This is a genomic window from Novosphingobium subterraneum, from assembly GCF_000807925.1.
Lineage (GTDB): Bacteria > Pseudomonadota > Alphaproteobacteria > Sphingomonadales > Sphingomonadaceae > Novosphingobium > Novosphingobium subterraneum.
The window spans coordinates 71,111-93,973 of the sequence record NZ_JRVC01000010.1 but is presented as its reverse complement, the minus strand read 5'-3'; the positions used below and the strand labels follow the sequence as shown (position 1 = coordinate 93,973).

Genomic DNA, 22,863 nt, shown 5'->3' with positions numbered 1-22,863 from the left:
CACCCTTGGCTAGCCTGACCCAGACCACGCATCGCGTCTCCGGCGGATACGAAATTGTCATTGCCGAAGCGGGCGATCCTTCCGCGCCTGCCGTCGTCTTCCTGCACGGCAGCGGCCCCGGCGCCTCCGGTGCGTCCAACTTCCGCCAGAACATCGATGCTTTTGTGGACGCCGGTTACCGCGTGATCCTGCCCGACCTGATCGGTTATGGCGGCTCGTCCAAGCCAGAGGGGCTGGACTACACGCTGCAGCTCTTCACCGATACCGTGTACGAAGCGCTCGTCGCCCACGGCGTGACCAGCGCCAGCCTCGTCGGCAATTCGCTGGGCGGCGGCATTGCCCTGCTCATGACGCTCGACCACCCCGGCTTCACCCGCAATCTGGTGCTGATGGCCCCTGGCTGCGTGGCCGAGCGCGAGGCCTACTTCGTGATGCCGGGCATCACCAAGATGGTCTCCAGCTTCGGGGGGCCGGACTTCAACCTGGCCGAGCAGAAGCGCCTCGTCTCGAGCCTCGTCCACCCGGACTTCGCCCCCAAGATCCCGGATGCCCTGGTGGAGGAACGCTTCGCCGTCGCCCGCACCCAGCCCAAGGACGTGCTGGTGCGCATGCGCACGCCCGACCTCTCGCCGCGGCTGCCGGAAATCACCCAGCCGGTCTTCGTGCTGTGGGGTCTGAACGACGAGTTCTGCCCGGAAGCCCACGCGCGCCTGTTCCTCGACCATTGCCCCGATGTCCGCGCGATCACTTTCGGCCGCACCGGCCACTGGGTCCAGGTCGAACGCGCTGCCGAGTTCAACGCCTTTGCCATCGAGTTCCTCAATGCCCGCCGATAAGATCCAGCACTATGGCGCGGCGCTTTACGAAGCCCTGCGCACCCGCAAGACCATCGCCCCGCTGATCGAGCAGGACCCCTCGCTGACGCTCGACGATGCCTATGCCATCAACCTCGATTTCCTTTCGCGCCGCGTCGCCGATGGCGAGAAGGTCGTCGGCAAGAAGATCGGCGTGACCAGCAAGGCCGTGCAGGACATGCTTGGCGTCCACCAGCCCGACTTCGGCTTCCTGACCGACTGGATGCATGTCGAAGGTGACATCGACATCGACGCCAAGGCCCTGATTGCTCCGCGCGCCGAGGCCGAGATCGCGTTCATCCTCAAGAGCAGCCTCAATGGCCCCGGCGTCACGGCCGCTGACGTTCTTGCAGCCACCGAAAGCATCGCCCCCTGCTTCGAGATCGTCGACAGCCGCATCGACAACTGGAACATCATGATCGTCGATACCGTGTCCGACAACGCCTCATGCGGGGTCTACGTGATCGGCAATGAACGGCTCGACCCCGCCGGGCTGGACCTGCCCAATCTGCACGTGGCCGTCACCAAGAACGGCGAACCGCTGTCCGAAGGCCATGGCCACGCAGTTCAGGGCGATCCGGCACAGGCGGTGGCTTGGCTCGCCAACACGCTCGGCGCCTATGGCGTGACGCTCGATGCAGGCGACGTGATCCTGTCCGGTTCACTCGTCCCGCTCGCGCCCGCCGTGAAGGGCGATCGCTTCGAAATGACACTCAGCAACGCTGCAGGGCCACTCGGCACCTGCGTCGCCAACTTCGTTTGAGGAATACCTGAATGGCACGCGTCAAGGCCGCGATCATCGGTTCGGGCAATATCGGCACCGACCTGATGATGAAGATGATCAAGTACCCGCAGAACATGGAACTGGCGATCGTCGTCGGCATCGACGAGAAGTCCGAAGGCCTGGCCATGGCGCGCGAACACGGCATCGCCACCACGCACGAAGGCCTCGAAGGCCTGCGCGCCCACCCGCTCTACAAGGACATCGGCATCGCCTTCGACGCGACCAGCGCCTACGCCCACAAGGTCCATGACGAGGCTCTGCGCGCCGATGGCATCCAGGTGGTGGACCTTACCCCCGCGGCCATCGGTCCCTTCACCGTGCCGCCGGTCAACATGGGCCAGCACCTCGACCAGCCCAACGTCAACATGGTGACTTGCGGCGGTCAGGCGACGATCCCGATGGTCGCCGCCGTCGCCCGCGTCTCGGACAAGCTCCACTATGCCGAAATCGTGGCGTCGGTCTCCTCGCGCTCGGCCGGACCCGGCACCCGCGCCAACATCGACGAGTTCACCCGCACCACCGCCCGTGCGATCGAACAGGTGGGCGGCGCCGCCAAGGGCAAGGCTATCATCATCCTCAATCCGGCCGAACCGCCGATGATCATGCGCGATACCGTGTTCACCCTGTCCGAAGGCGGCGATGAGGACGCCATCCGCCGGTCGGTGGCCGATATGGTGGCCGAAGTGCAGAAGTACGTCCCCGGCTACCGGCTCAAGCAGGAAGTCCAGTTCGAACGCTTCGGCGACAACAACCGCCTGAAGATTCCTGGGCAAGGCGAATTCACCGGCATCAAGTCGATGATCATGCTCGAAGTCGAGGGCGCAGGCGACTACCTGCCCAGCTACTCCGGCAATCTCGACATCATGACTGCCGCCGCCAAGGCCACCGGCGAACTGCTTGCCGCGCGCCGCATGGCCGCTGCTGCCGCCTGAAGGAGATCGGACGATGACTGCCACCTTCAACGTCGAAGCCGGCGACAAGCTCTACATCCAGGACGTGACGCTGCGTGACGGCATGCACGCGGTTCGGCACATGTACGGCATCGACCACGTCCGCGCGATTGCCTCGGCCATCGAGAAGTCGGGCGTCGATGCCATCGAGGTCGCCCATGGTGATGGCCTTTCCGGCGCCAGCTTCAACTACGGCTTCGGCGCGCACACCGATTGGGAATGGCTGGAAGCCGTGGCCGACGTGCTCGACAAGTGCGTGCTGACCACGCTGATCCTGCCCGGCGTGGGCACCGTCGAGGAACTGCGCCGCGCCTATGACATCGGCGTCCGCTCGGTCCGCGTCGCCACGCACTGCACCGAGGCCGACGTCAGCAAGCAGCACATCGGCATCGCCCGCGATCTTGGCATGGACGTCTCGGGCTTCCTGATGATGAGCCACATGATCGAGCCCGACGCCCTCGCCCAGCAGGCGCTCCTGATGGAAAGCTTCGGCGCACAGTGCGTCTATGTCACCGACAGTGGCGGCGCGCTTGACATGGACGGCGTTCGCGCGCGCTTTCAAGCCTATGACCGCGTGCTGAAGCCCGAAACCCAGCGCGGCATGCACGCCCACCACAACCTCGGCCTCGGCGTCGCCAACTCGATCGTTGCCGCGCAGTGCGGCGCGGTGCGCATCGACGCTTCGCTGACCGGCATGGGCGCGGGCGCGGGCAACGCCCCGCTCGAAGTCTTCATCGCCGCCATCGATCGCAAGGGCTGGAACCACGGCTGCGACGTGATGATGCTGATGGACGCTGCCGAAGACCTCGTCCGCCCACTGCAGGACCGCCCCGTCCGTGTCGATCGCGAGACGCTCGCACTGGGCTATGCCGGGGTCTACTCCAGTTTCCTGCGCCATGCCGAAAAGGCTGCCGAGACCTACGGCCTCGATACGCGCGCGATCCTCGTCGAACTCGGCCGCCGCAAGATGGTCGGCGGACAGGAAGACATGATCGTCGACGTCGCGCTCGACATGCTGAAAGCGCAAGCCTGACCTGAAAACAAACGGCGAGAGGGCGATAAGGCCCCCGCCCAACCCCCCGGGAGAAAATGCCATGATCCTCAAGGACAAGGTCGTCATCATCACCGGCGCAGGGCCCGGCATGGGCCAGGCCGCGTGCCGGGGTGCGGCGAAGGAAGGCGCCAAGGTCGTCGTCACCGCCCGCTCCAAGCAGGCCATCGAGGAAGTGGCGCACGAGATCGTCGCGGCAGGTGGCGAAGCCATCGCGGTGCCGCTCGACGTGACGCAGATGGATCAGTGCCAGGCCGCAGCCAGGGCCGCGCTCGACCAGTGGGGCCGCATAGATGGTCTGGTCAATTCGGCCTACTATCACCCTGATTGGGGCCCGCTGATCGAGCATGACATCGACCAGGTGCTGCAAGCGTTCGATGTCGGCGCGGCAGGCGCGCTGCGCATGGCCATGGCCGTGTTTCCCACGATGAAGGCGCAAGGCGCTGGCTCCATCGTCAACATCTCCACCCTCTGCACCCGCAAGCCGATGCCCGGCGAAGGCGGTTATGGCATGGCCAAGGGCGCGCTCAATCACATGACCCGCCACCTCGCGGTCGAGTTCGGCGGCACCGGCGTGCGCGTGAACACCGCGCTGATGGGCTGGATGATGGGCGCTCCATTGGAAGGCTTCATCCAGGGTCTCGGCGAAGGCGCCGAAGCGTTCCGCAAGCAGCGCGCCAGCGAGATCCCGGTGGGCCACATCCCGCCCGACGCGGATTGCGCCAAGGCAGTCTACTTCCTGCTCTCTGACTACGCCTCGGAAGTGACCGGCGCCATGCTCGACGTCAACGGCGGCGACTGGGTCGCGGCATGAGGGAGGGCACGGTCATGTTGCTTGACTGGATGAAGAGCCACCCCACCCTTGCCGACGATCCGGTTTCGGGCTTCGATCCCGATGCCGTGACCGTCAGCGAGACGGTGGAGATCGCAGCCCCCGCCCGCGTGGTCTGGGCCGTACTCACCGATATGCCGCGGTACAGCGAATGGAATCCGTTCTGCGTGCGCGCTTCCTCCACACTCGAAATGGGCGCGGCGGTCGACATGACGCTGGTCAACTATGCCGTGCCCGGCACGCTCGTGCCCAACTGCGAATACATCTGCGCTTTCGAGCCCGAGCGCATGATCTCGTGGGAGATGGTCCACTCCGATCTCTGGCCCTACCCCGCCCGCCGCGATCAGGTGATCGAACCGACCGGCGATGCATCATGCCGGTACTTCTCGACCGACGCCTTCCTCGGCGCCAATGGCATCCACGTCTTCCGCTTTGCCGGACCGTGGGTAAAACGTGCGTTCGACGATAGCGCCCGCGCGCTCAAGGGCCGCGCCGAAATGCTCTACGCACAAGAACAGAAAGCCTGATCCCGCAATGCCTTACACGCTCCAGCAGCTCTCCGACATGGAAGAGATCAAGGTGCTCAAGCACCGCTACTTCCGCGCTATCGATACCGGCGATTTTGCTGCCCTGCCGGCGCTGTTCACGGCCGATGTCGCCTGCACCTACAATGGCGGCACATACAAGGTCTCGCTGTCAGGGCGTGACGCCATGGTCGAGTTCCTGTCCAATTCTTTCCACTCGGGCGCGCTGGCCATGCACATCGGCTCGATGCCCGAAATCAGCGTGACCGGCGACAACAGCGCCACCGGCCTGTGGTATCTGCAGGACGTGTTCATCGACCTCGAGAAGGACGCCCACACCTTCGGCACGGCGATCTATACCGACGCCTATCGCCGCGAAGGCGGGGTGTGGAAGATCGAGTCCACTTATTATGATCGCGTGATCGAAGTCTTGCGCAAGTTCAGCGAGATGAAGGGCAAACCTTCCGTCCAGCGCCTCGCGACCACCGGCCGCAAACCGCACGAGCGCACGGATATCAGCCACCTCATCCACTGGGACGAATGAGCACTGCGCCGGTCAAGGTCATCGCCCTGCTCCGCAAGAAGGAGGGCCTTAGCCGCGAGGCATTCATCGCCTATTACGAGACGCGCCACGCCCCGCTGATCCGCTCGCTGCTGCCACACATTGCCGACTATCGGCGCAACTACGTCGACCGCGACGGCGCCTTCAGCAGCGCCGTTGCCGCAATCGACTTCGACAGCGTGACGGAAATGCGCTTCGCCAGCCGCGCGCATTACGACGCTTTCCTCGCCGTCGCGTCGGACCCGGAAGTTGCCGCCCGGATCGCGCAGGACGAGGAGAACGTCTTCGACCGCGCCGCCACGCGAATGTTCGTTGTGGACGAGGTTCCGGCTGCGCCCCCGGCATCGGGAACCCTGGCTCAACTGACGGCCGAGCGCGCGATCCGTGAAGGCCTCGCCCGCTTTGCGCGCGTGATCGATGCAAAGCAGTGGGACGCCTTGCCAGATGTCTTCGCCACTGACCTGACCTTCGACTACGGCCTGGGCGAACACTCCGGGATCGCCGCGCTGGAAGCCAACATGCGCCGCTTCCTCGATCTCTGCGGGCCAAGCCAGCACCTGATCGGCAGCATCACGATCGACGTTGCGCCCGGCAGCCTGACCGCAACCAGCCGCGCCTATGTCCAGGCCCGCCACCAGCGCCCCGGTGACACGGGCGGTCCAGTATTCGACACGAACGGCGAATACATCGACCGCTGGACCCTGCGCCCCGAAGGCTGGCGCATAACGCGCCGCGATGCCCTGTGGCACACCAACAGCGGGGACGCGGCAATCATCTGGAGTGGCGCCGACTGAGGCGACGCTTCAGTCGTCCCCGAAATCCGGCACCCACGGCACGCCATTGATATGGCCGCCACCGTCTACGAACAGGGTATTGCCGGTCAGATACCGCGCGTCCTCGCTGGCGAGGAACAGGGCGACGCCGCCGATGTCCGCCTCGGGATCGCCCATGCGGCCCATCGGGTTTGCGGCCGCAGTCGCCTTCGCCACGTCGGGCGCCATTTCCGCAAAGCGGCGATAGGCGGCCGAGACCGCTGCCGGGCAGATCACGTTGACGCAGATGCCATGGGGCGCCCATTCCCGCGCCGCCGTGCGCGAATAGGCGCGCACTGCTTCCTTGGCGACGTTGTAGTCTGCGCTGCCCATGTGTGCGTTGACGCCATTCAGCGACGCCATGTTGATCACGCGGCCCCAGCCCCGCGCCTTCATGTGCGGCAGTGCCCGCTCCATCGCCCACTTGGTCGCATAGAGGCACATCTTCAGCGCATCGTCGAAGCGCGCGTCGGTCTTGCGCTCGATCCGCACCGGCCCTTCGCCGCGATAGGCGTTGTTGACGAGGATATCGACCGCACCGAACCGCTCGGCACACAGGTCCACCGCCGCGAACACATCGTCACGGGAAGAGACATCGCACTGGATGAAGACCGCCTGAGCCCCGCCTGCACAAAGCTGCTCGACCACCGCCGGACCGCGCTCGGCATCGTAGTCTGCGACGACCACGCTCGCCCCTTCCCTGGCGAAGCGGCGAGCAATGCCTTCGCCGATGCCATCGGCACCGCCGGTAATGACGGCGGCGCGCCCAGAAAGTCTTCCCGTCACGCCGCCGTCTCCTTCTCTCGTCAGTTGCCGAAGCTGTAGCGCAGGCGCAGGCCGAACATGCGCGGCTCGCCATAGATCACGCTCTGCGCGCCGATCGTCTGGAAGATGCCGGTGTTCGAGATGATGTAGTTCTTCTTGGTGATGTTGGTGGCGAACAGGCTCAGATCCACAGGCGCGCCCATCACGCCCTTCCAGTCGATCGTGGCGTTGAGCAGGCCATAGCTCGGCAGCAGCACGCCCGGTTCGTTGATCGTCCCATCCGGGAAGCGCTCGGTCGAGAACGGCGCCGTCGGCTGCTTGTCGGTCCAGTTGTAGCTGAGGAACAGGCTGAAATTGCCCACATCTTCCGAAACCGGCAGCGAGAAACGGCCATAGACCGACAGGATGTTGGGCGAGAGGTACTGCAGTGGACGGCAGGTCATGTCCGCCCCGGCAAAGACCTTGGGCGAAGTGATCGACTGCGCGGTACAATCCCACACGCCCGAGCTCGAATCGAACTTGAAGGATTTGTACTTGGCGCTGAGGTGGCTGTAGTTGCCGCCCAGTTCGATGTTCTGCGTCGGCTGGATCATCGCCTCGACTTCGACGCCCTTGATCTCGGCCGAAGCGTTGTTCAGCGTGATCGCGCCATTGCCGCCGGTCGCGCGGTTGAAGTCCCCGGCTGCACGCTGGATGTTCTTGTAGTCCAGCCAGAAGCCGTTGACGTTGAACCGCCCGCGCATGCCGCCGGCGTTGAAGTCGGTCTTGAAGCCTGCTTCGTAGTCGGTGACGGTCTCCGGCCCGAAGGTGCGGGTGTTCTCGAACACGGCATAGCTGTTGAAGCCACCGGCCTTGTAGCCGCGCGTGACCTTGCCATAGACCATGATGTTGTCGTTCGGGCGGTAGTCGAGCCCGATGGTCCAGTTGGGCGACGAGCTTTTCAGCCTTGCACCGAACAGGCAGGTGTTGAGCGGATCGGCGATCGGCTGCGTGGGATTGGGATTCGATTTCCACGAACACGCCGTGACATACTTCGCCCCACCCGGCAGCGGGACATAGCTGAACGATGTGGTCGATCCGTCCACGGTGTCCCAGGTATAGCGATAGCCCGCTGTCAGTCGCAGGCGGTCAAGCGCAGGCGAAAACGCGCCGAAATCGAGCGAGCCCTGCGCATAGAGCGCCTTGGATTCGTTGGTCACGCTGATCTGGCTCTGGCCGATGGGGCAGCCCGTGACAGACTGCAGGCCGCAGACGTTGATCGAATAGGACACCATTGTGCCCCGGGGGCTCTGCTTGTAGTAGAAGCCGCCGACCGTATAGGTCAGCTTGTCGTTCAGCGCCGTGCCCTGGAACTGCAGTTCCTCGGTCACCTGCTTGTACCAGTCACGCGGGGCGGTGCGGCTCTCTACGGTCACGCCGGTATCATAGACCGGAGCGATCGTGCCGTCCTGGTCGTTGGCGTAGTAGGACTTCAATTCTGCATAGCTGAAGATGTTGCGCAGCTTGAGAGTGCTGGAAAGTTCGATGTCGGTGGTGTTGTTGATGCCCCAGGATTCCAGCTTGGCGAAGCTGTCCATGCCATGCGCTGTCTGGCGGATGCCGCGCGCGTTCTGCTGATTGAGCAGGTTGGTGTAGTAGCTGCAATTGGCAGGGCCGGTCCCTGCACCGCAGAAATTGAAAGTCGGAGCGATTGCGCCCAGTGGCAGGGATACGCCCGGTGCAACCAGGATCGGCCGCGTGGCGAGGCCAACGAAATAGTTGGTATTGAAGTTCTTGGCGATCGAACCCGTGCCATTGCTGTGCGACTTGCCATAGTAGCCCAGCGTATAGTTGGTGACGCCCTCCACCGGCTCGATCCACAGCCCGACGCGGCCCATGCGCCAGTGCTGGTCGTCCCGATCCTTGTTCCAGTTCACATCATGCGTGAAGCCGTCACGATCGCGTGAGGCTCCGACAAGCCGCAGGCGAACCTTGTCCGAGATCGGCAGGTTCAGCACCGCTTCGGTCTCGACCATGCTGTAGTTGCCAAAGCCGGCTTGGACATAGCCTTCGAGCTTGTCGGTCGGCTTGGCCGGCGTCAGCAGGATCGCGCCACCAGTGGTGTTTCGCCCAAACAGCGTGCCTTGCACGCCGGCCAGAACCTGCACGTTCTGCAAGTCGACGAAACTGCCGGGGCCACCCTGGCCGGAAAGCGTGATCGCCGAAACCAGCGGGACTTCGTTCATGTAGACGACGACCGCGGGCGATCCCTGGAACGATGCGCTCTGCCCGCGGATCGATGGCGACATCACGTCGCGCGAAGCCTGCCCGTTCGGGCCGACGACCAGCGACGGCACGGAAGCCTGCAGATCCTGCAACTGGGTAAGCCCGCGTTCGCGAATGCTTTCTGCGCTGATAGCGGTGATCGAGATCGGAACGTCCTGTGCGCGCTCTTCGCGGCGGTTGGCCGTGACGATGATTTCCATGTTGTTGGGCACGCTGTTTTCCGCAGCCTGCTCATCCGCAGCATCTTCTGCAGCAAAAGCGATCTGCGGCGCAGCAAAGCTGCCCAGCGAAACGCTTGCCAGCAACGCCCAAGCGACCCGTCGTCCCGTTTCCGAGCGTGCACGCATTGTGTCAGACATCGTTCTCTCCCTCCAAGATCGCACTTCCCATGCCTCTGCGGCGAAACACGGATCGACAGGATGAGCGGCATCCCCGCGCACGCCCCAAGCATGCACGACGACAATTCGCAGAAAGGCAGGGAGGCCCCTCATCCCGGTTTTCTTTTTCTCTATGAAGCAGCGTATCAACTACGCAAAATAAGTTCAAGAGACGATTTTAGCATCATGTTGCGTAGCCAAGGGCACATCTTTGCGCTTATGTGGGCTTGACGAATTTTTCTGGAAGTCCTCCTTTGGCGATGCACCGGACAATGCGGCCACACCGATTCTGCAATCGCCAGCGAACCCAAGGCGCGGCACGAAGTGACTGATTTTCAGGAACCTTCCACTGCGCACCGCTCAGAAAAGCAACAGGAGAAGTCGATGCCTGACCTGCCCTATCTCGCCCGCGGCGTCATGCCGGTCGAAACGCCGTCGAGCGTGCTCGTGTCCTCGTCGAAGTATCTCAACAACCCCCGCCTGCGCGATTGGCTGGCGATGATCCTCCTGCGCCGCAACGGCCCGGACCTGCCCCCGCCAGCCGAGATGTACGAGTTCCTGCCGATTCTCGAGGAACTGCGCGATCACGATGCCATAGAGGAGATGTTCATGGCAGAACGCCGGATCAATCCCGAACTCGATGCCTGGCTTTCCGAGGGCTTCTACTCGACCTACTCGATCGACGATTTCGCGCAGTACGCGCCAGGCTCGCTCGGCGGAATCTTCTACCAGTGGATCACCGAAGGAAACTACGAGATCCAGATCACGCCCTGGCGCGAACCGAAAAGCCAGCTGGAGTTCTACAACCTGCGCTCAGGCCAGACCCACGATTTCGAACACATCCTGTGTGGCGGCGGGTTCAACTTCATGGGTGAGCTCGTGCCTTACTGGTACCGCCTGACCAACGTGTTCAAGCACATCCGCAATCCGGAACTGGCAGCCGAATTGAGCCTGATCCAGATCTTCGGATCGCTCCGCTACACCGTGCGGACGATACTGCATTATCCGCAAGTCTGGAACACCTGCACCGACGCTATCCAGCGCGGCATGGCGGTCGGCAAGGCCAGCGACGCCTTGTTCATGAAGAGGCTGGAGCCGTGCTTCCACCTCCCATTGGCCGAAGCGCGCGAGGCCTTGGGTGTGCGCGGCGCGGTCGATGTCGATACCGATCTCGAAGGCGCGTTCTGGGCGGAGCGGGTTCCCGCCTCGGCGCTGGTGAGGCCGGAACTGCAATAGCCTCGGCCCGATGATTGACTCACTCCGTCTGCCAAGTAAGTGAGTGATCATGACAAGGACCCGTTTACCGGGCGTGCAGCGCCGAGGCCAGATCGTTGCCGCCGCACGGCGGGTCTTTTCACAGCACGGCTATGACGGAGCCAAGACCCTGCAGATCGCGCGCGAGGCGAAGGTCTCGGAGGCGCTGGTGTTCCGTCATTTCCCCAGCAAGCTCGCCCTCTACCGCGCGGTCCTGCGCCAGGTATTTCTCGAGCAGGACGAGCGCTGGCGCGAACAGGGCGTGCACGGCGAAGGTGCGCGGGGCCTCGCCAGTGCGATCCACACTTTCATCTCCGCCTGCGCGACCGATGCAGATGATCCTGCCCGTCATGATACGCATCGCATGACCCTGGCCAGCCTTGCAGGCGATGGCTCCTACGCCAGCCTGATCTATCGCCGCTCGCAGCGGCGCCACGGGGCTGCCATGGACGCGGCCTATGCCTCTGCCCGGGCCGAGGGTGGACTTGAGGGCGAGCCTCTCGACGTGCCCGCCGCTGCCATGTTCGTCGAACATGTCGGGACGATGATGGCCGCAATCGGGGGATTGCCTTTGGCGGCAAGGCCTTACGGAATCGCGGGGGATGATCTTGTCAGGCAGGCGACGTGGTTCTGCCTGCGTGGCATCGGCATGCCGGACAGGATCATTGCCGATTACTTCGCCTCCCTCGCTTCAGACACGTAAGGCAGGATCTTCGAAGATCAGCTGAATGATGGCTTCCGCAAGACCTATCGCTCGACCGGCAGCCCATGGTTCGTGCCGCTCAACAGGCGGCGTAATGGCCTGCGTGCCGGTCTATCTCACGGCCCGATAGGCAGCATCACCGGCGCGAAGGTCGAAAGCAGTCCCGCGTCAAGCACTTGCGCTTGACCCGTGATGAAGCCCGAGGCCGGGCTGCACAGCCACAACGCCACTTCGGCAACATGCTGCGCCTGTCCCATGCCGCGCAAGGGCACGCGCGGCAGCTCCTGCCCATCAACGATCTCGACATCCGGCGCGCCGATCAGGGGGGTCTCCACTCCGCCCGGGCACAGCGCATTGATCCGGCAGCCGCGCGCCGCGAAGGCATCGACGCAGGACTTCACCAGCCCGACCACGCCATGCTTGGCAGCACTGTAGGCCGGGTTCGCCGGATGGCCGACAACGCCCGCCGCCGAAGCCGTGACCACGACCGCGCCGCCCTGCCCGATCACTGGCTGCACCGCCTTGATCCCGTTGAACGCGCCCTTGAGATTGACCGCGACCAGCTTGTCGAACAGCGCCTCGTCAACCGTGTCGAGGCCTTCGGCGGCGCCATAGAGCCCGGCGTTGAGGAAGGCGAAATCCAGCTTTCCGGCTACGGCCAGAACTTGCGCCACCATCTCCTGGTTGCTGGCATAGTCGGCCACGTCGACCTTCACGGCGCTTGCGCGCTCACCGATCTCGGCCACGACGGCCTGCGCCGCCGCAAGGTTGAGGTCAGCGCAGAACACCCTCGCGCCTTCCTGCGCAAAGCGAATTGCCGCGGCGCGGCCGATGCCGGATCCTGCTCCGGTGACGAGGGCAACCTTGCCGACAAATCGCTGCATCACTCTCTCCGAAATAGCCCTCGCCTTGATCAGCGAAGTTCTGTTTTCAGCACCTTGCCCGCGGCATTGCGCGGGAGATCCTCCACCAGCACGAAGCTGCGCGGCACCTTGTAATTGGCCATGTTCTCGCGCGACCACGCGATCAGCTCGGCCTCGCTTGCGGTTGCACCGGGACGAAGCACCACGAAAGCGCGGCCCACTTCGCCCAGGCGCTCGTCCGGCACGCCGACGACGGCGGCCATGCCGATCGCCGGATGCTCCGCCAGCAGCTTCTCGACTTCGGCGGGATAGACGTTGAACCCGCCCGAGATGTACAGGTCCTTCATCCGGTCGGTGATGCGCACATAGCCGCGCTCGTCCATCGTGCCGACGTCGCCTGTGTGCAGCCAGCCATCGGCGTCGATGGTCTCGGCCGTGGCTTGTGCGTTGTCGAGATAGCCAAGCATGACGCCCTGCCCGCGCACCTGCACCTCGCCGGTCTGCCCGCGCGGCACTTCGTTGCCTTGCGCGTCGGCGATGCGAACTTCGTTGCCCGGAAAAGCCTTGCCGCAGGTGCGGGCAATAGTTTCAGCGTCGTCTCCCGGAACGCAGGTCGTGATGTTCACGCACTCGGTCATGCCATAGGCGGTGATCAGATCCACCATGCCAAGGTCCTCGCGGATGCGTTCGACCAGCGCGGGCGGCACGCTTGCCGCGCCGGTGGTGCCGCCCCGCAACGATGAGCAGTCCCATTTGCGCTTGTCCAACTCTGCCAGCAGCATCTGGAAGATGGTCGGCGGCCCCGGCATGAAAGTGATGCGTTCGCGCTCGATCAGCTCGATTGCCTGGCCCACGTCGAACTGCGGCATCGGCACAGCCACCGCCCCCGAGAGGATGCACGCAACCCAGCCCACCTTCATGCCGAAGGAATGGAAGAACGGATTGGCAATGAGATAGCGATCGCCCTCGCGCAGGCCGGTATTCTGGCACCACACCGCAGCCTGCGGCAGGACCCGGCCGTAAGTCATCAGCACGCCCTTGGGGCTGCCGGTCGTCCCGCTGGTGAACAGGATGTCCGAGACAGTATCGGCGTCGATACCCACCAGCGCCCCATCCACGGCCGGGTCGTCCGCCCCCTTGCCCCCTTGCACCAGATCGTGCTCGAGCAGCAACGTGCCTTCCAGCGCAGGCAGGTCCTCGTCCGCGATCAGGGCGCGGTAATCGATGCCGAGAAAGCCCTCGACCGTGAACAGCAGCTTCGCATTCGTGCGGCGCAGAATGTCTCCCGCCTCGCGGCCCTTCAGCCGGGTATTGAGCGTGACCACCGCCGCGCCGCAGCTCATCACCGCAATCGCCGCCACGATCCATTCGCGCGAATTGGGAGCCCAGATGGCTACCCGGTCCCCTGCGCCTATGCCCCGCCCCAGCAGTGCCGAAGCCGCCGCCCTGCTGCGCTGCCACAGCTCGGCAAAGCTCCACACCTCGCCGTTCTCAAGCACCGCCGGCGCATCTGGCCAGGTTCTTGCCGCAGCCTGAGCGGCGTGGGGTATCGTTGGCGGCAGGGGATCGAGCATCGCGCGTCAGGCCACTTCGAACAGGCCGGCCGCACCCATGCCGCCCGCCACGCACATCGAGACGACGACGTACTTCACGCCCCGCCGCTTGCCCTCGATCAGGGCATGGCCAACCAGCCTTGATCCGGTCATGCCGAACGGATGGCCGATGGCAATGCCGCCGCCGTTGACGTTGAGCTTGTCGGGATCGATCTCCAGCTTCTTCTGGCAATAGACAGCCTGGCTCGCGAAGGCCTCGTTGATCTCGAACAGCCCGATGTCCTCGATCTTCAGCCCTGCGCGGTACAGCAGCTTGGGGATCGCAAAGACCGGCCCGATGCCCATTTCCTCTGCCCCGCAGCCCGCCACCTGGAAGCCGCGATAGATCCCCAGCACCGGACGCCCTTCGGCCTTTGCAGTATCGAGGTCCATCAGCACCTGCGCCGATGCGCCGTCAGAAAGCTGGCTGGCATTGCCTGCGGTAACGTGCTTGCCCTCGGCGATGACCTGTCCGTTCTTGAACACCGGCTTGAGCCCCGCGAGCGCTTCGTAAGTCGTGCCCGCGCGCACACCTTCGTCACGGCCAAGCGTCACCTCTTCCTTGCCGGTCTCGTTGCCCTCCTTGTCTAACAACGCCTTGGTCACGGTGATCGGCACGATCTCGTCATCGAACTTGCCGGCTTCCTGCGCAGCCGAGGCGCGCTGCTGCGAAAGGGCGGCAAAGCGGTCCTGCTCCTCGCGGGTCACACCATAGCGCTCCGCGACGATCTCGGCGGTCTCGATCATCACCATGTAGGCATGCGGGTCCGCAGCCTTGATGAATTCCGAACGGTTGCGAAACTGCGGCGCATGCTTGTTGATGGTCAGCGAAATGCTCTCCATGCCGCCCGCCACGGCAACGTCGATCTCGTTGCACATGATGCCACGCGCTGCGAGCGCGATGGCGTTGAGGCCGGACGAGCACTTGCGGTCGAGCGTGAAGCCCGCTGTCGTGTCGGGCAGGACCGAACCGTGGACGGTTAGCCGCCCGAGGTTGTAGCTCTGCGTGTTCCAGTGGTTGCCGACCCCGAGGTAGACGTCGTCCACCCGTGCCGGATCGATCCCGGCCCGCGCAATCGCGGCATTGACCACGTGGCTCGACAGCACCGGAGCTTCGGTATCGTTGAAGGCCCCACGATAGGCCTTGCCCACGCCGGTGCGGGCGGTCGAAACGATGGCGGCTTCACGCATGTTTGCGTCCTCTCAGGAAAATCCGTGCATGTTGGTCGGCCCAAAATAGGCCCGCATCTCGACGACCTTGCCGTCATCGTTGAACTTGAAGGTGTCGATCACATCGACGCGCATGTCCTTGCCGCCAAGGTTGAGCAGGACCGAGAACGCGAACGCCGCATAAGGCCCGCACACGCGCACCGGCCCTTCAAGCCTGAGCTTCGCGCCTGTCTGCATCGAGGCCGTATAGAATTCGAGGATCGCCGCCTGCCCGACCTTGGGTTCGGTCCCCACCGGGTCTTCGACCGTGGCATCTTCCGCGAACAGCGCGGCAACCCGTTCAGGCGCGCCTGCATCGAACGCGGCAACATATTCGTGAACGGCGGCTTCCATCACCTTGGGATCGGTCATCGCACTTGCTCCGGAAAATAGCGGCTGATTGTATCGAGCACGCAGGCTGGCCTGTCCTGCCCCTCGATCTCGACGGTGACGCGCACGACTGACTGGATCGCGCCCTTGACCTCCTCGACCGAGACGATTTCGCCTGCACCCCGGATGCGGCTGCCAACCTTCACCGGCGAGAGGAAGCGCAAGCGGTCCGCGCCGACGTTCACCGCATGGGCAAACCCGCGCACCTCGATCAGCTGGGGGAGGAAGTAATTGACGAGGCTCATCGTCAGGTAGCCATGCACGATCGTCCCGCCGAACGGTCCGGCCTTGGCACGCTCGACATCGACGTGGATCCACTGGTGATCGCCCGTGACATCGGCAAACCCGTTGACCCGCTCCTGATCGACCAGAAGCCACTCGGTCGGCGGCAGTTGCGTGCCTTCCTTGCCAAGCAGGTCGGCCGGTTTCTCGAACACCACCGCCACGGTCAGGCCCTCTGGCTCGATACCGGGACGATCTCGCCGGTCATGTAGGAGGAAAGGTCCGAGGCCAGGAACAGCATGACATTGGCCACTTCCCACACCTCGGCGGGGCGCCCGTAGGCTTCGGTCTTGACCAGCTCGGCAAGGCGCTCTTCTGTCGTCACCTTGGCAAGGAACGGATGCATCGCCAGGCTCGGCGCCACCGCATTGATGCGCACGCCATGGTCCGCCGCTTCCAGTGCGGCACAGCGGGTGAAGGCCATCACGCCCGCTTTCGCCGCGGCATAGTGCGCTTGGCCCCGCTGCGCGCGCCAGCCCAGCACCGAGGCGTTGTTGACCATCACTCCGCTCTTCGCCGCATACATCGAAGGCAGGAACGCCCGCGTCATGCGAAACAGGCTGGTCAGCGTCACGTCAAGAACGCGGCTCCACTGTTCGTCGGTCATGTCGACCACGTCCACTTCGCCGCCAAGGCCGGCGTTGTTGATCAGCACGTCGACCGATCCCAGCGCCTCCAGCGAGGCATCGCGCAGATCCTGAACCTGCGCCTCGCTGGTCACGTCACACACCTGCGTGAACGGGCGTTCGCACCCCACTTCGGCGGCAATGCGATCGGCCGCTTCGCCCAGACGACGCTCGTGAAAGTCGCTGATCAGCAGACGCGCGCCCTCTTCTGCGGCCCGCTTCGCCACCGCAAAGCCGATGCCGGTCCCGGCAGCGGCGGTGACAACCACCGTCTTGCCCTTCAGCATGCCCATGGGCGTCGGATAGGGAGGAACGGGAACGCTCATGCTTGACCTCTCGGTTCGCGCGGTAGCCCCAGACCGCGCTCGGCGATCAGGTTGCGCTGGATCTGGTTGGTGCCGCCGTAGATCGTGTCGGAGCGGCTGAAGAGAAACAGGTTGGGCAACGTCGGCCAGGAGTAATGGTCACCGGACGCGACTTCCCCGGCCTGTCCGAGCACTTCCATGCCCAGCTCGCCAAGGTCACGCCGCCAAGTCGCCCACTGGATCTTGTAGGTCAGCGCCGCACCGTCGATGGCGGCAAGGTCCGTGCCCGAAAGCATCCGCAGCGCGCCGTAGCGCATCAGGCGAAGGCCGATCTCGGCCCGCGCAATCTTCTGGCGGATCACCGGAACGGCAGCCTTTCCGTTGGCCTTGGCCGCATCGATCACGGCGTCGAGTTCGTTCCTGAACTGCATCTGCTGGCCCAGCGTCGAAACCCCGCGCTCGAACGCCAGCAGCGCCATCGCGACCTTCCACCCCTCGCCCGCCGCGCCCAGCATGGCATCGGCGGCACAGCGCGCGTCAGTGAGGAAAGTCTCGTTGAACTCGGCCTCGCCGTTGATCTGGCGGATCGGGCGCACCTCGATGCCTGGCTGGTCCATGTCCATCAACAGGAACGACAGTCCCTTGGGGCCCGCCGAGCCGTCCTCGCTGCGCGCGACAACGAAGATCATGTCCGAATAATGCGCGAGGCTTGTCCAGACCTTCTGGCCGTTGACCACCCACTCACCATCTTCCAACCGCGCCTTGGTCTTCACGTTGGCAAGGTCGGAACCGGCATTCGGCTCCGAATAGCCCTGGCACCAGATCTGCCGACCTGCCGCGATTTCGGGCAGGTACCTCGCCTTCTGCTCCTCGGACCCGAAGGCAAGGATCGTCGGCCCGGCCAGTTCCACGCCGATGTGGTTGATCCGATTGGGGGCGCCAGCCCGCGCATATTCCTCGGCGAAGATCACCTGCTGGGCGATGGTCGCATCGCGCCCGCCCCATTCGCGCGGCCAGCCGATGCAGCTCCACCCCGCCTCCCCCAGCCGCTGCTCCCATTCCTTGCGGCGCGGGATTGCGTCGCACAGGTTGGGGATGCCGCGAATGTCGGCGAATTCCCCGGTCATTTCCGCCTGCAGCCACTCCGCGCACTCTGCGCGAAAGGCTTCGTCAGCGGGCGAAAAGCCGAGCTTCATGCAGCCGCCCCGAGAACCGCCGAGGCGACCTGCTCGCGATGCCACTGGCCATCGCCAAGCAGCGTCTGGATCGAACGGGCGCGCTTGAAGAACAAGTGCGCGTCATGTTCCCAGGTAAAGCCGATGCCGCCGTGCAGCTGGATCATGTTGCCGGCGCACATGAAGAAGGTGTCGGCGCAGAACGCCTTGGCCGAATGCAGCGCGACCTGCGCCTCGTCCGAACCCTCATCCACCGCACAGGCCGCCCAGTAGACCGCCGAGCGCGCCTGCTCGATCTCGATCATCATGTCGGCAAGACGGTGCTTGTAGGCCTGGAACGAGCCGATCTGCCGCCCGAACTGCACCCGCTCCTTGGAATAGGCCACGGTCCGATCCAGCGTCGCCTGCGCTCCGCCCAGCGCCTCGGCGGCAAGGCAGATCCACCCGGCGGCCAGCGCCCCGGCAATTGCCGCATCGCCATCAGCAAGCTGCTCGCCCTGCGCGCCATCGAGCGTCGCCGTGGCAAAAGGCCGGGTCTGGTCCATCGTGACGTGCGCCTGCACACTCACACCAGCGCCCTTGAGGTCGACGATCCACGCATCGCTGCCCGAATGGACCAGCAGCAGATCAGCCGAAGCGCCATGCGGCAGGAACGGGAACGTACCCGAAATCCGGGCATCCTCCACGGCCAGCTGCGGAGCCCACGCCGCCGTCGCGATCAACTCGCCCGCAGCAAGGCGCGGCAACCATTCCGCCTTCTGCGCCTCGGAACCCCCACGCGCAATGGCCTGCCCGATCATTACGTGGCCCAGCAGCGGCAGCGCCGCCACCTGCGCCCCCGCAGCCTCGGCCACCAGCGCCATCTCGACCATGCCAAGGCCTGCGCCGCCATGTTCCTCAGGCAGGCCAATCCCGGCAAGGCCAAGCTCGGTCGCGAACGACGACCACAACTCGCGGTCGATCCCGTCGGCCGCCATGGCCTTTCGCGTGCGCTCGCTCGTCGCGTTCTCGGCAAAGAAGCCGCGCACGGTCTCGGCGATCATCGCCTGTTCGTCGGTGAAGGCAAATTCCATCGTCTCTACTCCGTCCGGGCCTTCAGGCCGTGCCCCATACCCCGCGGCCTTTAGGCCGCACCCCACACTTTCCGCGGCGGCACGCGCGCTGCGATCAGCTTCGCCACGGCATCGCCAACTTCGGCAGGCTCCCACTTCGCGCCCTTGTCCACCACCGGACCCTCGCGCCAGCCGTCCTCCAGCATGATCTTGCCACCTTCGAGTTCGAAGACGCACCCGGTCACATCGCGGCTTGCGCTGCTGCCGAGCCACACGACCGTCGGCGCGACATTGGCGGGGTCCATCACGTCGAAGGCCTGGCCCTCGGTCGCCATCTTCTCGGCAAAAGCCTGCTCGGTCATGCGGGTGCGCGCAGATGGGGCCAGTGCATTGGCAGTGATGCCATAGCGCCCCAGCTCTGCCGCCTGCACCAGCGTCAGCGAGGCGATGCCGCCCTTGGCTGTCGAATAGGCCGCCTGCGCGATCGAGCCCTGCAGCCCGGCCCCGCTCGAGGTATTGATGATCCGCGCATCGGGATCGCGCCCGTCCTTCTGCTTGGCCCGCCAGTAGTTCACGGCGTGGCGCGCAAGGCAGAAGTGGCCGCGCAGGTGGACGTGCATCGTCGCGTCCCACTCTTCCAGCGTTGCCGAAACGAACATGCGGTCGCGCACGATGCCGGCATTGTTTACCACCACATGCAGGTCACCGAAGGCGTCGAGCGCGGCCTGCACGATCCGTCCTGCCGCATCCCAGTCGGTGATGTCCTCGTAGTTGGCGATGGCCTTGCCGCCCGCCGCCTTGATCTCGGCCACCACCGCGTCAGCCGCGCTGGTATCGCGGCCCTCACCGCCCAGCGACGTGCCGATGTCGTTGACCACCACATTCGCGCCCTCGGCGGCAAAGGCCAGCGCATAGGCGCGGCCCAGCCCGCGCGCGGCGCCGGTGATGATGACAGTGCGCCCATTACAGATACCGCCGCAGATGCCCACTTGTGTCTCCTGTGAAGTGCTTCAGCCAACCGGCAGCAGCAGGTGCTGCGAAAGGTCGCCGATGTAATCGAGCATTGAATAGTCGCGCGTGGCGAAGCGCCAGGTTCCGCCAACGCATTCAAACGTATCGTGATAGCGCCCCGATGCGATTGCCTGCAGCGGCAGTTCCGGGGTCTGCTGGAACACGGTGTAGACCGAACGGCAGCTCGCCGTGCCCGCCGCCTCGTCGATCTCAATGATCGGGTTGGTGATCACGTGCCGCGTGCGCGGCGTGCCGCAAGGATGGATGCGCACGAAGGCGCGCCACTGCTCCAGCATCGCAGCCCCACCTTCCACCACACGCCCGCCGCCCAAGGTGACGCGCGCATGATCGAACATCGCGGCAACCTCATCGAGCTGCCCAGCGTCCATCAGTCCCGCGTAGCGGTAGAGCAGGTTGGTAATGGCGGTGGCGGCGTGCATGGTCAGAGCCGCTCGATGATCGTGACGTTGGCCTGCCCACCGCCTTCGCACATCGTCTGCAGCCCATAACGGCCACCGGTGCGCTCAAGCGAGTTGAGCAGCGTCGTCATCAGCTTGGCGCCTGTCGATCCAATTGGATGGCCCAGCGCAATCGCGCCACCCGCCACGTTGACCTTCTCATGCGGGATATCGAGTTCCTTCATCCACGCCATCGGCACCGAAGCGAAAGCCTCGTTGCATTCGAACAGGTCGATGTCGGAGAGCTTCATGCCCGATTTGTGCATGGCATAGCGCGTCGCCGGTATTGGCCCCGTCAGCATCCACACCGGATTGTCGGCCCGCACCGACATGTGGTGAATGCGCGCGCGCGGCTTGAGGTTGTGCTCCTTCAGCGCCCGCTCGCTGACGATCAGCAGCGCAGCCGCACAATCGGAATTCTGGCTGGCATTGCCCGCTGTGATCCGCCCGCCCTCGCGCACCGGATTGAGCAAGGCGAGGCCTTCCAGCGTCGTGCCAGGACGGATCGTCTCGTCGCGGTCCAGCCCCTCCAGCGGCACGATCTCGTTCCTGAACCAGCCCTGCTCGGTCGCATGCTGCGCACGGCGGTGGCTCTCATAGGCGAAAGCGTCCATTTCCTCGCGGCTGATGTTCCACTTCTCGGCAATCATCTCGGCCGAGCGGATCTGGTTCACTTCCTCGTCGCCATAGCGCGCGTCCCAGCCCCTGGCGCCGATGAACGGACTTTCGAAGCCATAGGCAGCGCCAGCGGTCATCGCCGCCATGATCGGAATGCGGTTCATCGCCTGGCTGCCACCGGCCACGACAATGTCCTGCGTGCCGCTCATCACGCCCTGTGCGGCGAAGTGGACTGCCTGCTGGGCAGAGCCACACTGGCGATCGATGGTCACGCCCGGCACGTCCTCGGCAAGGCCAGCGACCAGCCACGCCGTGCGGCCAATGTCGCCCGCCTGCCCGCCGATCGTTTCGGTGCAGCCCCACACCACGTCCTCGACCAGCGCCGGGTCGAAGTCGTGCCGCGCCATCAGTTCGCGGATGGGATGCGCGGCAAGGTCGGCTGGGTGGAGGTGGGCAAGGCTGCCCTTCTTGCGCCCGACAGGCGCGCGCACGGCATCGACGATATAGGCTTCAGGCATGTTCAGTCTCGCGTGCAAAGGTCTGGTCGGCGCCAAGCGGCTGGGTGAAGATGCGCGTGGCAATGCGGCTGCGATGGAAGGCGGGCGTGCCCCACGCCGCCTTCAGCGCCAGCGCGCGCTTGAGGAACAGGTGCACGTCCACTTCCCAGGAATAGCCCATCGCGCCATGGACCTGGATCGAAGCTCGCGCGGCCTTCTCGGCCGCTTCCAGTGCAACGATCTTCGCCTCGGACACCCGCGCCCGCGAATGAATGTCGGCGTGTCCGATCTCGGCCGCAGCAGCGAGCACGACCGGCCGCGCGAACTCGATCGCGGTCTGCGCGCTGGCAAGGTGGTGCTTCACCGCCTGGTACGATCCGATCGGCTTGCCGAACTGCATGCGGTCCTTGGCATAGGCGACCGCCAGATCGACCGCCCGCTGCGCCAGCCCCAGCCCCTGCGCCGCCGCGAACAGCGACGCGCGGTCCAGCGCCAGCGTCCAGTCGGCAGGGCCTAGATCCTCGGTGTTGCTCTCGTCCCATTCGATGCGGAACAGGCGGCGGAACGGATCGATGGTCTCGGCAGGCGTGAGCGTCACCTGGTCCGGCTTGGCGAGGAAGGCCCGTCCGTCCTTCTCGATCAGGATCGCCGCAGCAATGCCGGCATTGGCGACGACCGGATTGATCGCCGGGGCCACCGCGATGATCGCCGCCGGATCGGCCAGGAGCGGATGATCCGGCGCAAGGCTGGCCAGCAAAGGCGCGCCAACACCGGCGCTTTCCGCCAGAGGTTCAGGCAGCGCCACATAGCCCGCCTCGATGGCGATAAGGGCAAGGTCCAGTTCGGTCAGCCCCATGCCGCCAGCAGCTTCGGGCAGGAGCAGCAGGGTAAAGCCGTTCTCGACGATCTGCGCCCAGCGCGCGGCATCGAAGGCCACGCCCTGTTCCATCATCTTGTGCCAATGATCCGGCGTGCAGGTATCGCCCAGAAGCGTCCGTGCCGTCTCGGCAAACATCAGCTGTTCGTCGTTGAGGGTGAAGTCCATGTGCCCG

24 protein-coding genes are annotated in these 22,863 nt (G+C 64.8%); 10 read left to right on the top strand and 14 right to left on the bottom strand.

The window, feature by feature from the left end; genetic code table 11:
- Window positions 1-5 precede the first annotated feature (5 nt).
- From NJ75_RS11510 to NJ75_RS23760, 8 genes are all read left to right on the top strand, one after another.
- Window positions 6-836: an alpha/beta fold hydrolase gene (locus NJ75_RS11510; protein ID WP_236727131.1), complete on the top strand. Its 831-nt coding sequence runs from the start codon at window positions 6-8 to the stop codon at window positions 834-836.
- Entirely contained in the window at window positions 823-1,617 is a 795-nt protein-coding gene (locus tag NJ75_RS11505) for a fumarylacetoacetate hydrolase family protein (RefSeq protein ID WP_039334550.1), read from the top strand. Before NJ75_RS11510 ends, NJ75_RS11505 begins: the two co-directional genes overlap by 14 nt.
- 11 nt (window positions 1,618-1,628) lie before the next feature.
- Window positions 1,629-2,570 carry an acetaldehyde dehydrogenase (acetylating) gene (locus tag NJ75_RS11500; RefSeq protein WP_039334548.1) on the top strand — a complete coding sequence of 314 codons (942 nt, stop codon included), beginning with the start codon at window positions 1,629-1,631 and terminating at the stop codon, window positions 2,568-2,570.
- A gap of 13 nt (window positions 2,571-2,583) precedes the next feature.
- Window positions 2,584-3,621, top strand: a complete 1,038-nt coding sequence (gene dmpG, locus NJ75_RS11495; RefSeq protein ID WP_039334695.1) for a 4-hydroxy-2-oxovalerate aldolase — start codon at window positions 2,584-2,586, stop codon at window positions 3,619-3,621.
- 61 nt (window positions 3,622-3,682) lie between these two features.
- Window positions 3,683-4,453 carry an SDR family oxidoreductase gene (locus NJ75_RS11490; RefSeq protein WP_039334546.1) on the top strand — a complete coding sequence of 257 codons (771 nt, stop codon included), beginning with the start codon at window positions 3,683-3,685 and terminating at the stop codon, window positions 4,451-4,453.
- Between the two features lie 14 nt (window positions 4,454-4,467).
- The gene (locus NJ75_RS11485; protein WP_039334692.1) at window positions 4,468-4,998 is read left to right on the top strand and encodes an SRPBCC domain-containing protein; all 531 of its coding nucleotides are present in this window, start codon (window positions 4,468-4,470) and stop codon (window positions 4,996-4,998) included.
- 7 nt (window positions 4,999-5,005) lie between these two features.
- Window positions 5,006-5,539 carry a nuclear transport factor 2 family protein gene (locus NJ75_RS11480; RefSeq protein ID WP_039334544.1) on the top strand — a complete coding sequence of 178 codons (534 nt, stop codon included), beginning with the start codon at window positions 5,006-5,008 and terminating at the stop codon, window positions 5,537-5,539.
- Window positions 5,536-6,351 (top strand): nuclear transport factor 2 family protein, encoded by an 816-nt coding sequence (locus NJ75_RS23760; protein ID WP_082013358.1) that lies wholly within the window; start codon window positions 5,536-5,538, stop codon window positions 6,349-6,351. Before NJ75_RS11480 ends, NJ75_RS23760 begins: the two co-directional genes overlap by 4 nt.
- A 9-nt stretch (window positions 6,352-6,360) precedes the next feature.
- Here the strand turns inward: NJ75_RS23760 and NJ75_RS11465 are convergent, their stop codons facing one another.
- On the bottom strand, window positions 6,361-7,155 hold the full coding sequence (locus NJ75_RS11465; RefSeq protein ID WP_039334542.1) for an SDR family NAD(P)-dependent oxidoreductase: 795 nt from the start codon (window positions 7,153-7,155) through the stop codon (window positions 6,361-6,363).
- Window positions 7,156-7,175: 20 nt separating this feature from the next.
- Window positions 7,176-9,758 (bottom strand): TonB-dependent receptor, encoded by a 2,583-nt coding sequence (locus NJ75_RS11460; protein ID WP_052242383.1) that lies wholly within the window; start codon window positions 9,756-9,758, stop codon window positions 7,176-7,178.
- A gap of 402 nt (window positions 9,759-10,160) precedes the next feature.
- On the opposite strand from NJ75_RS11460, the gene NJ75_RS11455 reads away from it, so the two are divergent.
- Together NJ75_RS11455 and NJ75_RS11450 are read left to right on the top strand one after the other, a co-directional pair.
- Window positions 10,161-11,012, top strand: coding sequence for a hypothetical protein (locus NJ75_RS11455; protein ID WP_039334684.1), 852 nt, complete (start codon window positions 10,161-10,163; stop codon window positions 11,010-11,012).
- A 49-nt stretch (window positions 11,013-11,061) separates the two neighbouring features.
- Window positions 11,062-11,733 carry a TetR/AcrR family transcriptional regulator gene (locus tag NJ75_RS11450; RefSeq protein ID WP_082013357.1) on the top strand — a complete coding sequence of 224 codons (672 nt, stop codon included), beginning with the start codon at window positions 11,062-11,064 and terminating at the stop codon, window positions 11,731-11,733.
- Between the two features lie 116 nt (window positions 11,734-11,849).
- Here the strand turns inward: NJ75_RS11450 and NJ75_RS11445 are convergent, their stop codons facing one another.
- From NJ75_RS11445 to NJ75_RS11390, 12 genes are read right to left on the bottom strand one after another with little or no spacing between them, the layout of a single operon-like run.
- Window positions 11,850-12,617 carry an SDR family NAD(P)-dependent oxidoreductase gene (locus NJ75_RS11445; protein WP_039334536.1) on the bottom strand — a complete coding sequence of 256 codons (768 nt, stop codon included), beginning with the start codon at window positions 12,615-12,617 and terminating at the stop codon, window positions 11,850-11,852.
- Between the two features lie 29 nt (window positions 12,618-12,646).
- A complete protein-coding gene (locus NJ75_RS11440) occupies window positions 12,647-14,170 on the bottom strand; it encodes a FadD3 family acyl-CoA ligase (protein WP_039334535.1) in 1,524 nt (507 codons plus the stop codon).
- 6 nt (window positions 14,171-14,176) lie between these two features.
- Window positions 14,177-15,379, bottom strand: a complete 1,203-nt coding sequence (locus NJ75_RS11435; protein WP_039334533.1) for a thiolase family protein — start codon at window positions 15,377-15,379, stop codon at window positions 14,177-14,179.
- A gap of 12 nt (window positions 15,380-15,391) precedes the next feature.
- On the bottom strand, window positions 15,392-15,769 hold the full coding sequence (locus NJ75_RS11430; RefSeq protein WP_039334531.1) for a steroid Delta-isomerase: 378 nt from the start codon (window positions 15,767-15,769) through the stop codon (window positions 15,392-15,394).
- The gene (locus NJ75_RS11425; protein ID WP_039334529.1) at window positions 15,766-16,233 is read right to left on the bottom strand and encodes a MaoC family dehydratase; all 468 of its coding nucleotides are present in this window, start codon (window positions 16,231-16,233) and stop codon (window positions 15,766-15,768) included. The genes NJ75_RS11430 and NJ75_RS11425 overlap by 4 nt, the downstream gene beginning before the upstream one ends.
- A gap of 2 nt (window positions 16,234-16,235) precedes the next feature.
- Window positions 16,236-17,021, bottom strand: coding sequence for an SDR family oxidoreductase (locus NJ75_RS11420; protein WP_052242381.1), 786 nt, complete (start codon window positions 17,019-17,021; stop codon window positions 16,236-16,238).
- On the bottom strand, window positions 17,018-18,196 hold the full coding sequence (locus NJ75_RS11415) for an acyl-CoA dehydrogenase family protein (RefSeq protein WP_039334525.1): 1,179 nt from the start codon (window positions 18,194-18,196) through the stop codon (window positions 17,018-17,020). The genes NJ75_RS11420 and NJ75_RS11415 overlap by 4 nt, the downstream gene beginning before the upstream one ends.
- Window positions 18,193-19,248 carry an acyl-CoA dehydrogenase family protein gene (locus NJ75_RS11410; protein WP_039334523.1) on the bottom strand — a complete coding sequence of 352 codons (1,056 nt, stop codon included), beginning with the start codon at window positions 19,246-19,248 and terminating at the stop codon, window positions 18,193-18,195. Before NJ75_RS11410 ends, NJ75_RS11415 begins: the two co-directional genes overlap by 4 nt.
- A 50-nt stretch (window positions 19,249-19,298) precedes the next feature.
- The gene (locus NJ75_RS11405; protein WP_236727130.1) at window positions 19,299-20,216 is read right to left on the bottom strand and encodes an SDR family oxidoreductase; all 918 of its coding nucleotides are present in this window, start codon (window positions 20,214-20,216) and stop codon (window positions 19,299-19,301) included.
- A 21-nt stretch (window positions 20,217-20,237) separates the two neighbouring features.
- Window positions 20,238-20,678, bottom strand: a complete 441-nt coding sequence (locus NJ75_RS11400; protein ID WP_039334521.1) for a nuclear transport factor 2 family protein — start codon at window positions 20,676-20,678, stop codon at window positions 20,238-20,240.
- Between the two features lie 2 nt (window positions 20,679-20,680).
- On the bottom strand, window positions 20,681-21,832 hold the full coding sequence (locus tag NJ75_RS11395; RefSeq protein ID WP_039334520.1) for an acetyl-CoA C-acetyltransferase: 1,152 nt from the start codon (window positions 21,830-21,832) through the stop codon (window positions 20,681-20,683).
- Entirely contained in the window at window positions 21,825-22,856 is a 1,032-nt protein-coding gene (locus NJ75_RS11390; protein WP_039334519.1) for an acyl-CoA dehydrogenase family protein, read from the bottom strand. The genes NJ75_RS11395 and NJ75_RS11390 overlap by 8 nt, the downstream gene beginning before the upstream one ends.
- Between the last annotated feature and the right edge of the window lie 7 nt (window positions 22,857-22,863).

Bases quoted from the DNA above. Each gene is read 5' to 3' on its own strand.
- NJ75_RS11505 (WP_039334550.1), top strand. From the start codon at position 823: ATGCCCGCCGATAAGATCCAGCACTATGGCGCGGCGCTTTACGAAGCC.
- NJ75_RS11500 (WP_039334548.1), top strand. From the start codon at position 1,629: ATGGCACGCGTCAAGGCCGCGATCATCGGTTCGGGCAATATCGGCACC.
- dmpG (WP_039334695.1), top strand. From the start codon at position 2,584: ATGACTGCCACCTTCAACGTCGAAGCCGGCGACAAGCTCTACATCCAG.
- NJ75_RS11490 (WP_039334546.1), top strand. From the start codon at position 3,683: ATGATCCTCAAGGACAAGGTCGTCATCATCACCGGCGCAGGGCCCGGC.
- NJ75_RS11485 (WP_039334692.1), top strand. From the start codon at position 4,468: ATGTTGCTTGACTGGATGAAGAGCCACCCCACCCTTGCCGACGATCCG.
- NJ75_RS11480 (WP_039334544.1), top strand. From the start codon at position 5,006: ATGCCTTACACGCTCCAGCAGCTCTCCGACATGGAAGAGATCAAGGTG.
- NJ75_RS23760 (WP_082013358.1), top strand. From the start codon at position 5,536: ATGAGCACTGCGCCGGTCAAGGTCATCGCCCTGCTCCGCAAGAAGGAG.
- NJ75_RS11460 (WP_052242383.1), bottom strand. From the start codon at position 9,758: ATGTCTGACACAATGCGTGCACGCTCGGAAACGGGACGACGGGTCGCT.
- NJ75_RS11455 (WP_039334684.1), top strand. From the start codon at position 10,161: ATGCCTGACCTGCCCTATCTCGCCCGCGGCGTCATGCCGGTCGAAACG.
- NJ75_RS11450 (WP_082013357.1), top strand. From the start codon at position 11,062: ATGACAAGGACCCGTTTACCGGGCGTGCAGCGCCGAGGCCAGATCGTT.
- NJ75_RS11445 (WP_039334536.1), bottom strand. From the start codon at position 12,617: ATGCAGCGATTTGTCGGCAAGGTTGCCCTCGTCACCGGAGCAGGATCC.
- NJ75_RS11440 (WP_039334535.1), bottom strand. From the start codon at position 14,170: ATGCTCGATCCCCTGCCGCCAACGATACCCCACGCCGCTCAGGCTGCG.
- NJ75_RS11435 (WP_039334533.1), bottom strand. From the start codon at position 15,379: ATGCGTGAAGCCGCCATCGTTTCGACCGCCCGCACCGGCGTGGGCAAG.
- NJ75_RS11430 (WP_039334531.1), bottom strand. From the start codon at position 15,769: ATGACCGATCCCAAGGTGATGGAAGCCGCCGTTCACGAATATGTTGCC.
- NJ75_RS11420 (WP_052242381.1), bottom strand. From the start codon at position 17,021: ATGAGCGTTCCCGTTCCTCCCTATCCGACGCCCATGGGCATGCTGAAG.
- NJ75_RS11415 (WP_039334525.1), bottom strand. From the start codon at position 18,196: ATGAAGCTCGGCTTTTCGCCCGCTGACGAAGCCTTTCGCGCAGAGTGC.
- NJ75_RS11410 (WP_039334523.1), bottom strand. From the start codon at position 19,248: ATGGAATTTGCCTTCACCGACGAACAGGCGATGATCGCCGAGACCGTG.
- NJ75_RS11400 (WP_039334521.1), bottom strand. From the start codon at position 20,678: ATGCACGCCGCCACCGCCATTACCAACCTGCTCTACCGCTACGCGGGA.
- NJ75_RS11395 (WP_039334520.1), bottom strand. From the start codon at position 21,832: ATGCCTGAAGCCTATATCGTCGATGCCGTGCGCGCGCCTGTCGGGCGC.
- NJ75_RS11390 (WP_039334519.1), bottom strand. From the start codon at position 22,856: ATGGACTTCACCCTCAACGACGAACAGCTGATGTTTGCCGAGACGGCA.